The sequence below is a fragment of the Streptomyces sp. NPDC053427 genome (genome assembly GCF_044544985.1).
Lineage (GTDB): Bacteria > Actinomycetota > Actinomycetes > Streptomycetales > Streptomycetaceae > Streptomyces.
Genome location: NZ_JBITYA010000004.1, coordinates 379,847 through 394,582 on the forward strand (window position 1 = coordinate 379,847; position 14,736 = coordinate 394,582).

Annotated in this window: 8 protein-coding genes; 6 read left to right on the plus strand and 2 right to left on the minus strand. The window is 74.3% G+C overall.

What is annotated here, in order from left to right; genetic code table 11:
* Positions 1–105 precede the first annotated feature (105 nt).
* From ACIGWZ_RS13435 to ACIGWZ_RS13460, 6 genes are all read left to right on the plus strand, one after another.
* Positions 106–492: a GPW/gp25 family protein gene (locus ACIGWZ_RS13435; RefSeq protein WP_400063902.1), complete on the plus strand. Its 387-nt coding sequence runs from the start codon at positions 106–108 to the stop codon at positions 490–492.
* Complete coding sequence (locus ACIGWZ_RS13440; RefSeq protein ID WP_400063903.1) at positions 489–3,689, plus strand: putative baseplate assembly protein; 3,201 nt, start codon at positions 489–491, stop codon at positions 3,687–3,689. The genes ACIGWZ_RS13435 and ACIGWZ_RS13440 overlap by 4 nt, the downstream gene beginning before the upstream one ends.
* Positions 3,686–7,468, plus strand: a complete 3,783-nt coding sequence (locus ACIGWZ_RS13445; RefSeq protein WP_400063905.1) for a putative baseplate assembly protein — start codon at positions 3,686–3,688, stop codon at positions 7,466–7,468. The genes ACIGWZ_RS13440 and ACIGWZ_RS13445 overlap by 4 nt, the downstream gene beginning before the upstream one ends.
* Entirely contained in the window at positions 7,465–9,648 is a 2,184-nt protein-coding gene (locus tag ACIGWZ_RS13450; protein ID WP_400063907.1) for a hypothetical protein, read from the plus strand. The genes ACIGWZ_RS13445 and ACIGWZ_RS13450 overlap by 4 nt, the downstream gene beginning before the upstream one ends.
* Positions 9,649–9,726: 78 nt before the next feature.
* Positions 9,727–11,337, plus strand: coding sequence for a DUF6519 domain-containing protein (locus tag ACIGWZ_RS13455; protein ID WP_400063909.1), 1,611 nt, complete (start codon positions 9,727–9,729; stop codon positions 11,335–11,337).
* On the plus strand, positions 11,337–12,263 hold the full coding sequence (locus ACIGWZ_RS13460; protein WP_400063910.1) for a peptidoglycan-binding protein: 927 nt from the start codon (positions 11,337–11,339) through the stop codon (positions 12,261–12,263). Before ACIGWZ_RS13455 ends, ACIGWZ_RS13460 begins: the two co-directional genes overlap by 1 nt.
* Positions 12,264–12,480: 217 nt before the next feature.
* Here ACIGWZ_RS13460 and ACIGWZ_RS13465 read toward each other — a convergent pair whose 3' ends face one another.
* Positions 12,481–13,656, minus strand: a complete 1,176-nt coding sequence (locus ACIGWZ_RS13465; protein ID WP_400063912.1) for a hypothetical protein — start codon at positions 13,654–13,656, stop codon at positions 12,481–12,483.
* A gap of 91 nt (positions 13,657–13,747) precedes the next feature.
* Positions 13,748–14,620: a hypothetical protein gene (locus ACIGWZ_RS13470; protein ID WP_400063914.1), complete on the minus strand. Its 873-nt coding sequence runs from the start codon at positions 14,618–14,620 to the stop codon at positions 13,748–13,750.
* Between the last annotated feature and the right edge of the window lie 116 nt (positions 14,621–14,736).

Here is a 14,736-nt window from a genome sequence, read left to right on the forward strand (position 1 = left end):
CACCACGGCGGCGATGTGTTTCAGCGCCGGGCTGGTGCCGCAGGGCCCGCCGGTCGTGGCGTCCGTCCAGCGGGGACATCGGGGCCGGCAGGGGGTTTCCAGTCGATGAGGGCCAAGAGGCAGGTACGTACCGAGATCGCGTTTCCGTTCCGGATCGACCGGCGGGGGCGGACCGCGCACGCCGGTCATGACGACCATGTGCGCGATCTGATCGAGCAGTTGCTGTTCACGAGTCCCGGTGAGCGGGTGATGCGGCCGGACTTCGGGTGCGGGCTGCTGGATCTCGTCTTCACGCCGAACAGCCCGGAGCTGGCCTCCGCGGTGGAGCTGTCGGTGCAGGCGTCGTTGCAGCGCTGGCTGGGGGATCTGATCGAGGTCGAGTCGCTGGACGTGGTCAGCGAGGACAACGTCGTACGGGTGTATCTGCGGTATGTCGTGCGCGCGACGGCGAGCCGGCGCGATGAAGTGTTCGAGGGGCGGGGCGAGGCGTGAACCAACCGAACGGTGCGGCAGCCGAGTTGACATGCCGGACGGACGGACGCCGCGGGCGGATCAGGGCGGCGCGGCTCAACGGTATCGATGCGGTGGAGGTCGCGGACGACGGCGTCACGCTGACCGTCACCTTCCTCGGCAAGGCGCCGCACGGGCTGTGTCCGGAGAATGTCCGTATCGATGGTGGGCGGCGGATCACGGGGCTGGAGGCCGTGGAGCTCTCCGTCGAGCGGGAGGAGGATCCCGAGCTCGACGACCGGCTGCATGTGGTTCTCGACCGGACCGGTGACACGTCCCGCTACCGGCTGTCGCTCGTGGAGGCCGATCCCTACGGGCGGCCCGGAACCGAGCCGTACGAAGGCTTCGACCAGCGTTATTTCGGCGCGGAGTTCGGCTTTCGGGCCGATTGCCCGAGCGCCTTCGACTGTGTGGACGAGGAGGCGGACAACTGCCCCGACACGTTCAGGGCGGCACCCGTCATCGATTACACGGCGCGGGACTACGAGACCCTGCGGCAGCTCGTCCTGGACCGGCTGCGGCTGACCACTCCCGACTGGGTCGAGCGCAATCCGGCGGATCTGGGGATGACGCTGGTCGAGCTGCTGGCGTACACGGCGGACCAGATCAGTTATCAGCAGGACGCGGTGGCGACGGAGGCGTATCTCGATACGGCGCGGCGGCGGGTGTCGGTGCGGCGGCACGTCCGGCTCATCGACTATCCGATGCACGACGGGTGCAGCGCCCGGGCCTTCGTGTCGGTGGAGACCGCCGAGGAACTCACGCTGCTTCCCGGCGAGTTCCGGTTCGCGGCCGTCGATTTCCGTACGTACGGGCCGCGCGACCGGCCGGAGATCGGGTCCGTCATCGACGACCGGGATCTGGCCGTGCTCGACGAGCGCGGGTCGGTGGAGGTCTTCGAGCCGGTCGTGCCGGACGCGCCACTGCGCCTGTTGCCCCAGCACAACGCCATCCGCCTGTGGACCTGGGGCGACGAGGTCCCCGCGCTGCCCAGGGGCGCGAGCTCGGCGACGCTGCGCGATGAGTGGGCGGACGAGCGGTGCGCGTCCCGCACGCTCCGGCTCCGCCCCGGTGACCTCGTCCTCTTCGAGGAGGTCAAGGGGCCGCGGACGGGAACGCCGGGCGATCAGGACCCGGCGCACCGGCAGGCCGTCCGGCTCACCTCGGTCACTCCGGCCGTCGATCGGCTCGAGAACCAGCCGGTGCTGGAGGTGACCTGGGCGCCGGCGGACGCGCTGACGTTCCCGCTGGTCGTGTCCACCCGGGGCGGCCCGGATTGCGTGCCCGTCGAGGACGTGAGCGTGGCGCGCGGGAACGTCGTACTGGTCGATCACGGGCGGTCGTCGACCTTTGGGCACTCCGACGGCGGCGTCCCCGAGACCGTCACCGTCCCGCCCGTTCCGGCTGTCCTCGGTTCCTGCGAGCCGCCCGCCTTCGGCTGCGGCGACCGGAAGGACGGCGGCAACGCCACCGCGCGCACCGTCCACCACCTGATAGCGCGGACCGGCTCCCACCAGGCGCTCACCCCCGACGACATCCGTGAGCTGTTCACCGTCGTCGGCCGGGAGGCGACCGTACGGGCCGGGCTCGGGCTGGAGCAGGCCGGGCGGCGGCGCGAAAAGGTCGTGCCCGGCACCGTGCACGCCCAGGCCGCGGCGCTGCGGACGCTGCTCGCGCAGTCCGTCTATCCGGGCATCGCGCCGCGCTTCCGGCCCGTGCTGCACCGCTCCCCCGTCGCCCGGACCGTGCCCTTCCCGCAGAGCGCGCAGGTGGCGGCGGGGCAGGCCGACCGGCTGGCGGGGATACGGGAGCGCGTGCGGGACCGGCTCGTCGAGCTGTGGCGCAGCGCCCGGGACCACGACGGCCTGTCGGAGGTGGAGATCGCCGAACTGGCCGTCGTCTTCGGGCTCAAGATCCTCGAACGGCTGGAACTGCGCCGCCACCCGGTGCGTGCGCTGCGTGAGCTGCTGCACCGCGGCGACCGGTTGCTGGACGCCAAGGTGCGCCGCCTGGAGGTACTGGGTGCGCGGGCCCGGGCGGGAACGGTGCTGGACGGGCGGATCGCCTGGGAGATCGCGCACAGCTGGGGCCCGGCGTATGCGGTGGGGCTGCATCCGGACGAGCCGGTGCTGCACGGGCCGGCCGCCGGCCTGCTGCCCGATCCGCGCGCCGCGCTGCCCGCCGTACGCATCGAGGAAGAAGGGGGCGACGTCTGGACGCCCCGCCGCGACCTCCTCGGCAGCGGCCCCCGCGACCGGCATTTCGTCGGTGAGCTGGAGGACGACATGCGGATCGCGCTGCGGTTCGGGGACGGTCGCCACGGCGCCCGTCCCGCGCCCGGCAGCCGCCTGACGCTGCACTACCGCCTGGGCGGTGGCACGGCGGGCAATGTGGGGGCCGAGGCGATCAACCATCTCGTCCTCAGCCGGGCGCCGCAGGCGTCGGACGCGGCGGCCCCGCTGCCGGTGGCCGGGGTACGCAATCCGCTTCCCGCGACCGGCGGAACCGAGCCGGAGCCCGTCGAGCAGGTGCGGCAGCTGGCGCCGCTGGACCTGAGGCGGACGCGGCTGCGGGCGGTGACCGCCGAGGATTACGCGGAACTGGCGTCGGCGCTGCCGGGCGTGCAGCGGGCGGCGGCCGAGATCCGCTGGACCGGCAGCGTCCAGGAGGCGCATGTCGCCATCGACGCGGCGGGGACCGGTGAGCCCACGCCGCGGCTGCTGGACGCGGTGGCGCACGCGTTGGAGAGCTACCGGCGCATCGGGCACGACCTGGTCGTGGCGCCGGCCCGGACCGTGCCGGTGGATCTCGCCGTCGAGATCTGCGCCGCGCCCGGACACCAACACGGGCAGATCGTGGCCGAGTTGACCCGCGTGCTGGGCAACCGGCGGCTGCCGGGCGGCCGGCTCGGCTTCTTCCACCCGGACGCGCTGACGTTCGGCGAGCCGGTGCGGCTGAGCCGGCTGACCGCGGTGGCCGCGGCCGTCCCCGGCGTGCAGAGCGTACGGGTCACCCGGCTGCAGCGGCTTTCCCCTCGGGAACATCTGGACAACAGAGCGCTGGAGGACGGTGTGCTGCGGCTCGGCCCGCTGGAGATCGCGGTGTGCGACAACGACCCGGAGCGGCCCGAGAACGGCCGGCTGGTCATCGGTATCGGAGCACTCGGGGGTGCGCGATGAGCGAGTGCGGATGCGGCTGCGCGGGCACGGGGGGCGGCCACGACGAGCGGCGCGCCCCCGACGCCCTGTACAACCCGCCGGGCCGCACGGCCCTGGACTACCGCGTCGGCGACTACGGCAGCTTCCTGGCCGCGATGCTGGACCGGCTCGCCTCGCCCGCCTATCCGGCGCTGCGCGGTCTGACCGTGAGGACCCCGGACGATCCGGCGGTCGGGCTGCTGGACGCCTGGGCGGTGCTCGGTGACGTCCTGACCTTCCACAGTGAGCGGATCGCGGACGAGGGGTATCTGCGGACCGCCAACGAGCACCGGTCGCTGGCTCTGCTGGGGCGGCTGGTGGGCCATCGTCCGCGGCCGGGAGTCGCGGCCGACACCCATCTCGCGTACACCCTCGACAAGGATCCGCGGGCCGAGGACCTGCCGGTGGTCGTGCCGCGCGGTGCGCGCAGCCACAGCGTGCCCGCCGCCACGGGTGAGGAGTCGCAGACCTTCGAGACGGACGAGGACCTCACCGCGCGCTGGGCCTGGAACGAGCTGGCGGTGCGCAGGCGCCGCCCGGCGCTGCTCGCCCCGGAGGATCTGGCCCGGCGGTCGGAGCTGTTCGTCTCCGGCACGTCCACCTTGCTGGCGACCGGCGACCAGCTGCTCTTCGACTTCGGGGGCACCCAGCGGCTGCTCCTGCCGGTCGCGAAGGTGCGTCTCGACCGGGACGAGGACGTCACCGCGATCGGGCTGCCGCAGTCCCCGCCGCCCACCCTCAAGGAGCTGGTGGAGGAGCTGCGGCAGTGGATCACCGTGCCGGAGGACGGCGGGGATCCGGACGACCCGGACGAGCCGGGGCCTGCCACTCCGCAGGTCCCCGATCCGCGGCCCGTCAGCAAGCTGATCGAGACCTTCGACCTCCAGGTGCTCGCCCCGCTGCGCAAGGACCTGGACGGGGAGGCGGGCACGTCATCGGCGGCGTTCGCCGAACGGCTCGCCGGGCCGCATGAGCGGCTGGCCGAGGCGCAGGCGCTGGCCGCGCCGTACGAGGAGGTCGCGGCGTGGTTCGAGCGGCTGGAGGCGGTGGTCGGCGAACTGCGGGAGCGGGCCGGGGAGCTGGCGCCGGCGGCTACGGCGCCCACCGCGCCGACGGCGGGGGCGGGCGGTCGCGCGACGGCCGCGCTGCGGGCCCTTGACGCCGTGCTGCCCGCCCTGCGCACCCGTGTCGTCCGCCCGCCGGCCGGCGCCCGGGGCGCCGCCGGCCGCGGTTTCGCACCCGGCACGGATCTGACCGCGCGGCTGCTGTCCGCGCTGGACCCGCGGCTCGCCGACGGGATGTACGGGGCGTGGCGGCGGGCCGCGCCGTCGGCTCCCGCCGCGCTGCGCGCGCTGCTGGCGATGCGGGTGACCGCCGCGCCGTTCGGGGCGACCGCGCCGCTCAAGCCCGTACAGGACGAGAAGGGCCGGGTCATCCGGCAGTCGGACTGGCCGCTGACCGGTGCCGCGCTGACCAGTATGCGGATCGTCTTCGACACGGCCGGGAAGGTGCCGGTGAAGGCGGAGTTCGAGCACATCGAGACCGGCACCACCGTGCAGCACACGGTGAATCTGCCGTCGGACGAGCCGTTCACCCTCGGCCCCGGACGCGTCGAGCTGTCCACCCGCACCGGCCAGGACCACGATCTGAGCTGGCTGGGGCGCCGTCCGACCGATTCGCAGGAGTCCGGGATCACCGCGCGGCTGCTGTCGGGCCTGCCCGAGCGCACCCTGTTCGTGGCCCGCCCGGACGAGGCGGGCCGGATCGAGGTCGCGGTGCACAACGGCGACACCCGGACCTGGCACCTCGAGCCGGGTGGCCACGACCAGATCAGGCACGGCGAGTACGCGGTGACCGTACGCCGCACGCCGGCCGGCGAACCGCCGGCGGTGGAGATCGGCATCGCGACGATCCCGAAGCCCGCCAACCGCTCTGTGCTGCCGCTGGATTCGGTGCAGGACGGCATCACGGTCGGCAGCTGGGTCGCGATCCAGCGGCCCCACAAGGGCGCGGGCGGCGACGACGGCATCCCGGGCGACAAGAAGCTGGCGTTCGTGACGACCCGGGTGACCGGGGTCCGGACGGCCGCGTACACCAACTTCGGCATCACCGGGCGCGGCACCGAACTGACCCTGGCCGACCCCTGGCTGGACGAGCACGATGTGGTGCTCTCCGCGATCCGGGAGACGACCGTGCATGCGGCCGGTGAGCCGCTGCGGATGGCGGACGAGCCGCTGGGCGAGGACGTCCACGGCAACGAGCTGGAACTGGCCGGTCTCTACGACGGGTTGCAGCCCGGACGGCGTCTGATCGTCTCCGGTGAGCGCACCGACATTCCCGGCCCGTCCGGGCTGCGCGCCACCGAACTGGCGGTGATCGCCGCGGTCGACCAGCGGCTGGACCCGGATCTGCCGGGCGATCAGGTGCACACGGTGCTCACGCTGACCGCGGACCTCGCGTACCGCTACCGCCGGGACACCGTCCGCGTCCAGGGCAATGTCGTGCCCGCCACGCACGGCGAGAGCCGGGACGAGGCGATCGGCAGCGGTGACGCGGCGCGCGCCCATCAGACGTTCGCGCTGTGGCAGTCGCCGCTGACCTGGCTGCCTGCGGACAACCCGCTGGGCGCCACGCCGGAGCTGGAGGTGCGGGTCGACGGTCTGCTGTGGCATGCGGTGGACAGCCTGGCCGGCCGCGGGCCGCGCGAGCGGGTGTATGTGACCGGGACGACCGGGGACGGCGGGCGGACGACGGTGACGTTCGGCGACGGGGTGCACGGCGCCCGGCTGCCGAGCGGGCACGACAACGTACGGGCCCGCTACCGCTTCGGCACCGGGCGGGCGGCGAACGTCGCGGCGAACCGCATCACCCAGGCGGTCACCCGGCCGCTCGGCGTCACGGGCGTCACCAATCCGCAGCCCGCGAGCGGCGGCGCGGACGCCGACGGCCCGGGGCTGACCCGGCGCACCGTCCCGCTGGCGGTCTCCGCGCTGGACCGGCTGGTCTCGCTCGCCGACTACGAGGACTTCGCGCGCTCCCGGGCCGGGATCGGCCGGGCCTCGGCCCGCGAACTGTTCGACGGGCGGCGCACGGTGCTGCATCTGACGGTCGCGGGGGTGGACGACATCCCGATCGCGCCGGACGCGGAGGTGCTGCGGGCGCTGCGGTCCTCGCTCGCGGAGTACGGCGATGCCCGGCTGCCGGTCCGGGTGGACGTGCGCGAGCCGGTGCTGCTGCTGTGCGCGGCGAAGGTGAAGGTGGCGCCGGATCACGCATGGCCGCTGGTGGAGCCGCGGGTGCGGCGGGCGCTGCTGGCCCGGCTCGGCTACGACGGGCGGGAGCTGGGGCAGCCGGCGCACCTGTCGGAGGTGCTGGCCGCGGCGCAGGCCGTACCGGGGGTGGACCACGTCGACGTGGACGCATTCACCGGCGTGCCGGCCTCCGCGACTCCGCAGCAACTCGCCGAATGGGGCGAGCGGTTCGCGGGTGCGCCCGGCGCCTCGGTGGCGTCCCGGCTCGCCATGTACGACGAGCGGGTGCACGAGGTGACGGCGGACGGCGGGGAGACCCTCACCGCCGTTGCCGCCCGTTACGGCATCGCGCTCGCCGAGCTGCTGCGCCTCAATCCCGACATCACCGACACCCGGCCGCTGGCCAAGGGCCGCGCGGTCTGCGTGTTCCGCGGCATCCGGCCGGCCCAGCTCGCGCTCTTCTCGCCGCGGGTGGCGGACACATTGATCCTCACGGAGGTGACCCGATGAACACGACGAGGGAGCCGGACGGGCTCGCGGAGCTGCTTCCGCAGTGGCTCAGGCTGCGGGACTCCGAGGATCCCGCGGACGGTGAGCCGCTGCGGGCGCTGCTGGCCGTGATCGCCGAGCAGGTGGACCTGGTGCGCGACGGGGTCGCGCAGCAGTACGACGACTGGTTCGTGGAGAGCGCCGCCGCGTGGGTGCTGCCGTACATCGGCGATCTGGTGGGCTACCGCCCGCTGCCCGGCTATGAGCGGGTGCTGGCGACGGGGCTGCGGGACGGCGGGCTGCCGGACTCCTCGCGGCGGCGGCTGGCCGAGGCGCTGGCGCCGCGCCGGGACGTGGCGGCCACCGTCGGCAACCGGCGGCGCAAGGGCAGCCTCGCGTTGCTGGAGGAGCTGTCGGAGTCGGTGGCGGACTGGCCGGCGCGGGCGGTGGAGCTGTCCCGGCTGGTCGCGCACCAGCAGCCGGTGAAGCTGTACGGGTCGGGTACCGCGGCCGCGAACGAGCGGCGGCGCGGGCGCGGTCGGCTGGTGGACGTCCGGGACGGGGCGGCGCTGGATCTGGCGGGCGGGCCGTTCGGGGCGGTGGCGCGGTCGGTGGAGGTGCGACGGGTCGACTCCTCCCGGACGCAAGGGGGTTACACCCCGGCCGGGGTGGGGCTGTTCGTCTGGCGGCTGAAGCCGTACTCGGTGACCGGGGCGCCCGCGTACTGCATCGACCGGGCCCGCAGCCTCTACACCTTCTCCCTCCTGGGCAACGACACCGCGCTGGTGACCCGCCCGGAGCCGGAGCCGTCCACCACCCATATCGCGACCCTCGACAACGTCCCGGCCGCGATCCGGCGCCGGCAGCTGCACGACCGGCTCGCCGACTACTACGGGCCGGGCAAGAGCTTCGTCATCCGCCGGGACGGCCACGACACCCCCGTCCCGCTGTCCGACATCGTCGTCGCCGATCTGAGCGACTGGCGCTACCGGCCCCGGCGCGGCCAGATCGCCGTCGACCCGGAGCTGGGCCGGATCGCGTTCGGCTCGCGCTCGGCGCCCCGGCAGGGCGTATGGGTGGACTACCACTACGGCTTCGGGGACGAGCTGGGCGGCGGCGAGTACGGGCGGGAGCGGGTGACCGCCCCGGACGCCGCGGTGTACCGGGTCGGGCCCGGCCAGACCTTCCAGCGGATCATGGACGCGTACGGGGCGTGGCAGCACGACCGGCGGGCGGGGCGGTGCGGGCCCGACGGCATCATCGAGATCACCCACAGCGGCTCCTACCAGGAGCAGCTGGACTTCGACCTGGACCCCGGCGACCGGCTGGAGCTGCGCGCCGCGGAGGGCACCCGGCCCGTCATCCGGCTGCTGGACTGGTACAGCAACCGGCCGGACGCGCTCAACATCCGCGCCCGGGAGGCGGAGTGCGGGCCGGGCGAGCGGCCGCGGATGGTGCTGGACGGGCTGCTGGTGACCGGCCGCGGGCTGAACGTCACCGGGCCGATGGGCTCCCTCGTCCTGCGGCACTGCACGCTGGTGCCGGGCTGGTCGCTGGAGCCGGAGTGCGCTCCGCACTCCCCGGAGGAGCCGAGCCTGGTCCTGGACCGGACGACCGCGTGTGTGGAGATCGACCGGACGATCCTGGGCACGATCGAGGTGATCGGCGACGAGGCGGGCACCGACCCGCTGCCGATCCATCTGCGCGACTCCGTCCTGGACGCCACGGGGCACGACCGCGAGGCGCTCTCCGCGCCCGACTGCCGGCATGCGCATGCGGTGCTGTACGCGCACCGGACCACCGTCATCGGCGAGGTCCATACGCATGCGGTGGAGCTGGCCGAGAACAGCATCTTCACCGGGCGGCTGCATGTCGCCCGGCGCGGCATCGGCTGTCTGCGCTTCAGTTACGTCCCGCCGGGCTCGCGCACCCCGCGCCGCTATCGCTGCCAGCCGGATCTGGCCGGACGCGAGGACGCCGCCCGGGTGCGGCCCCTGCTGCGCGGCGAGCGCTACGGGACGCCGTGGTACGGGCAGTTGGCGGCGGGCTGCGCCGAGGAGATCCGGCGGGGCGCGGAGGACGGTGCCGAGATGGGCGCGTACCACGATCTCTACCAGCCGCAGCGCGAGGACAGCCTGCGGGCCCGGCTCGCGGAGTACACCCCGGCGGGGACCGACGCGGGGATCGTGTTCGTGACGTGACGAGACGCCGTGCCGATGTGAACCAGCCACCCATGACCACAGATCGCAGCGACATCCCGTACGAGGGGGACCCCTTCCATGCACGCTGATCTCTCGCGCATCACCTACCGGCCGGAGCGCCACTACTCCGCGGTGGTCGCCCAGCAGGGCCGCGTCCAGCTGGACGCGGACGCCAATGAGCAGACCGCGATCCAGCTGTTCCAGGCCCGTACGCTCGCCGCCGATCTGATCGGGCAGCACGGCGGGCCGAGCGGCGCCACCGGATTCAAGATCGACCTGAAGTGCGGCAGCCGCGACCTGGACAACCTGCTCATCGGCGGCGGCCGCTACTACGTCGACGGCATCCTGGTCGAGGCGACCCGGCCGCAGCCGGGGGAACCGGTCCCCGCGGCGGGCACCGAGGACAAGGACGGGCCGGACGACGGCGACCCCGCGGCCGAGCCGGACGCGGCGCCCGCCACCTGGTCGTACTGGGACCAGCCCGACGGCTTCCGCGACCCGGAGCGGCCCGGGGACCGGCTGCCCAGCCAGTTCCCGTACGTGGCCTGTCTGAAGGTGTGGGAGCGCCTGGTGACCGCGGCCGAGGACCCGGCGCTGCGCGAGGTCGCGCTGGGCTCGGCGCTGCCGGACACCGCGGCCCGCGCCAAGGTGGTGTGGCAGGTGCTGCCGCTGCCCGCCGCCGCGCTGGGGCTGGAGGGCGACAACCCGCCGGTCGAGGACATCCGCAAGGCGTTCGACGAGTGGGCGCGGAAGGAGCGCACGCCCGGCTCCCGGCTCGCGGCGCGCAGCGAGCGCCCGGACCAGGCGGACGACGACCCGTGCCTGGTGAAGCCGGACGCGCGCTACCGGGGGCCGGAGAACCAGCTCTACCGGGTCGAGGTGCACGACGGGGGCGATGCCCGGCAGGCCACCTTCAAGTGGTCGCGGGAGAACGGCTCCGTGACCTTCCCGGTCGATGAACTGGACGGCACCTGGGTCGCCTTGGCGACGCTGGGCGCCGACGACAAGCTGGATCTGGACGTCGGCGACCGGGTCGAGTTCGTGGACACCGCCGCTACGAGCCGGGGGGAGGCGCTGCCACTGCTGCGGGTCGAGGAGCTGGATCTGCCGGGGCGGCGGGTGCGGCTCTCGGACGAGCCGGCGGCGGGTGTCGGGCGGCGGCCCGAGCTGCATCCGTATCTGCGCCGCTGGGACCACCGCGAGGGCGGCGCCCGGCAGTCCAAGGGGGCCGGGAAGGGCGGGCGGCTGCGGCATGGTGCGCTGCCGGTCGAGGAGGGCGCCTGGCTGCCGCTGGAGGACGGCGTCGAGGTGTACTTCGCGGCCGGCGGCACCTACCGCACCGGCGACTTCTGGCTGATTCCGGCCCGTACGGCCACCGGGGGCGTGGAGTGGCCGACGGACGCGGCGCGCCGCCCGCTGCTCCAGCACCCGGCCGGGATCGCGGTGCACTACGCGCCGCTGGCGTGGGTGCACGGCGAGTGCGCCGTGCTCGATCTGCGGCGGGCGTTCCGGTCGCTGTCGGCGGACATCCCGGCGGCCGACGACGCGGCGCTGACGGCCGAGGAGGCGGCGCGGGACGAGGAGACCTACGACGCGGGGGCGGCGGGTGACGGGTCCGCGCCGGTGGTGAGCAGGTCGCAGACCACCGCCGCGGCCGAGGCGGCGGTCGATGAGGGAGGTGAGGGCTGATGGCCACCGCGCTGACCGCGTCCCAGCTGCTCAAGGCGCTGCGCGAGGAGGGTCTGGTCGTCCATGAGGTGCGCAACTGGCGTCAGCACAACCGCAATTCCAAGGGCCGGTGGGGGCCGCTGCACGGCGTGATGATCCACCACACCGTCACCCAGGGCACCGAGAGCTCCGTGGATCTGTGTTACGACGGTCATTCCGATCTGCCGGGGCCGCTGTGCCATGGCGTGATCGACAAGCGGGGCGAGGTGCACCTCGTGGGCAACGGGCGCGCCAATCACGCCGGACTCGGCGACCGCGACGTACTGCAGGCGGTGATCGACGAGAGGGAACTGCCGCCGGACAACGCCGCCGACACCGATGGCAACCGCCACTTCTACGGCTTCGAGTGCATCAACCTCGGCGACGGCAAGGACCCGTGGCCGGAGGAGCAGAAGCTGGCCATCGAGAAGGTCTCGGCGGCGATCTGCCGGGCGCACAAGTGGACCGAGCGGTCGGTGATCGGCCACAAGGAATGGCAGCCGGGGAAGGTCGATCCGCGCGGCTTCACGATGGACGGCATGCGCGACCGGATCAAGCGGCGGCTGGCGAAGGCGCCGGCGGGGGCGCCGGGCGACGGCGGCAACCAGGGCGGCGGGGACGGCGGGCGGCCGGTGCCGCCGAAGCCGGAGTATCCGCCGTACGAACCGTTTCCCGGCGGCGGCTTCTTCCGCTCGGGCGAGCGCAGCGCGGTGATCGCGGCGATGGGCGAGCGCCTGGTGGCCGAGGGCTGCGGCCATTACAAGCAGCACGGCCCCGGTCCGGACTGGAACGAGGCGCACCGCAAGTCGTACGCGGCCTGGCAGCGCAAACTGGGCTTCTCCGGCAAGGATGCGGACGGGGTGCCGGGGAAGGTCAGCTGGGAGCGGCTGCGGGTGCCCAACTCGTAGTCGTCGCACGGCATTCGGGGCCGGATCCGCCGAGGCCGGAAACGCCGAGGCCGGGCGGCTCTCCCCCACAGAGAACCGCCCGGCCGTTCAGGGGCACCGGAGGTGATCCGGCGCGATCCGCGTCACCGGCGTGCGGTGACGTGACCCGGTCCGACTGTCACCGCCGTGACGGACGGACCGGGGCTGTCCTTCGGCCGGGGTTACCGGCCGGAGGGGTTCAGATGCCCTGGACGGGCAGGTTCGGAACGGCCGACAGGGCCGGCAGGGCCGGGATGTTGGCGGCGTTGGTCAGGTCACCGAGGTTGGCCGGGACGGCGGGGACGGCCGGGACGGCCGGGACGGCGGGGACGGCCGGGACGGTGGTCACGTCGGCCAGGTTGGCGGGGACGGCCGGGACGGCCGGGAGGGACTTGACCGGGGTCAGGCCCTGCGCGCCGGCGGCGGCGTTGGTGGCGATGCCCTGGCCGTCGGTCACGACGACGGTGACCAGACCCCGCGCGAACGGCGTGGCGTCGGTCGCGACACCCTGCGCGAACGGGGTGGCCTGGGCGCCCACACCCTGCGCGAGCACCTGCACCCGGCCGCCGACGGAGGTCACGAACGGGGTCGCCTGCGCACCCGCGTCACCGGCGAGCCGGCCCGCGCCGCCAACCGTCTTCTGGACGACCGGGACGACCTTGACGACGACGCGCCCGGCGACGGGCGGCAGCACATCGGCGGCGGCGTTGTCGACGGCCGGACGGGCGGTGGCCAGGGCGCCCTGCGCCTGGCTCGTCAGCTGCTCGGGGCGGACACCCGCACCGGCGAGGGCGGCCAGCAGGTTGGTGGCCGAGCCGGGCGCCTTCGGCAGCGCGGGGGCCTTGGGCAGGGCGGGGGTCTTGGGCAGGTCCTTGGTCAGGCCGCCGAGGTCGGCCGCGGGGACGCCCGGGGTGGCGGGCAGGTTCGGGACGCCGGGCAGCGCGAGGCCGGGCAGCTGAGCGGTCCGGCCGAGCCCGGCGGCCTTCTTGACGGTCTTCTGGGCGGTCTTCTGGGCCGTCTTCGCGGCCTTCGCGGCCTTCTTCGCCTCGGCGGCGCCGGTCACCTCGCCGAGCCGGGGCAGCTTGCCGGTGGGCAGGTCGTTGGCGGACACACCGCCGCCGAGCACACCGGTCGCCTTGCCCGTCACGTCGCCGACCGTCTTCTTGGCGGTCTTGGTGACGCCGTCGACCGCCTTGGTGGCGGTGCCGGTCACGTCGCCGGTGGGCAGCTGCTTCGCGGCGTCGGTCACCGTGCCGGCGACGGGCAGGTCCGGGGTGGCGGGCAGCTCCGCGGCGTTGGCGGCGACGGAGCCCAGGGCCCACAGGCCGGTGGCGGCAGCGGCGACGACGATGGAACGGCGGATGTTCGAGCGCATGGTGGTGAAGTCCTTCGAATTCAGGGGTGTTGGGCAGACCTGTCCCGCCCCCGCGCGGCAGGTCGGTGGTTCAGACGCGGAGCGGTCTGCCCTAGCCGGGGAATTCGAGGATGTCTTCGGCACGCCGACGCGTCGGAGCGCCGTCGGCGGTGCGGACGCCACCGGGCAGCAGCCGGAAGCGCGTGGGATCCGCCGGGGCGGCGGCGTGCAGGTCCCCGCCACGGGGACCGTGGCCGTCACCCGCGGAGTGCGGGGCGGGCGCCACCGGGCCCTGCGGGAACTGTCCCGGCAGGCCGTGGTGTCCCTGGTCCCGCTGCTGGTGCAGGGCGGGCCGGGGGTGCTGGACGGCCGTACGCGGGCCGTCGGTGCAGTGCGCCGGGTGCAGCGTGGCGGAGGCGGCATCGGCCGGACCGACGGCCGGACCGGCCGGCTGCCCGCCGTTCGACGCCCCGCCGTGCGCGGGAGCGGCGCCGTCGCCGGGCCGTCCCGCGTGCTCACCGGAGGGGAGCCGTACGGGCAGCGTGGCGCCGACGGTCGTACCGATCTCCCGTACGGCATCGGTCGCCTGCCGGGTGATCGGGTCCGTGACCCGGGCGGTCCGCTCGGCGGCGGGCCGTACGGCCCGGACGACGGCCGCCGAAGCGGTGTCCGTGTCCTGGGTCAGCTTCGCGCCGGCCGCCTTGCCCTGCCGATGGAAAGCGGCCCCCGAGCCGGACAGCCGGTCCGCCTGGGCGGCCCGGTCCGTCACTCCGTCCCCGGTGGACGCCTCGGCCGGGGCCGTGGCCGGGGACGACGCCCCGGTCAGGGCCTGGGTGCCCGTACGGCCGTCGGCGTGTGCGCCGGGACCGAAGGCGAAGCCGAGGGCGACGAAGGCCACCAGGAAGAGCCCCGCCACCAGCGCACGCCGCGCGGCCACCGTGCGCGGCAGGCGCACGGCGGCAGGCAGGGTGAGCACAGCGGACAAGGAGGGGACCTTCCCATACGGACGGGGACAGCCGGCCGCGTGCGCAGGCACACGGCTTTGGTGTCACTCTCGTCGCGGGCGATCGAGCGATGGCCTGATCCTTGCACGACCTGCCA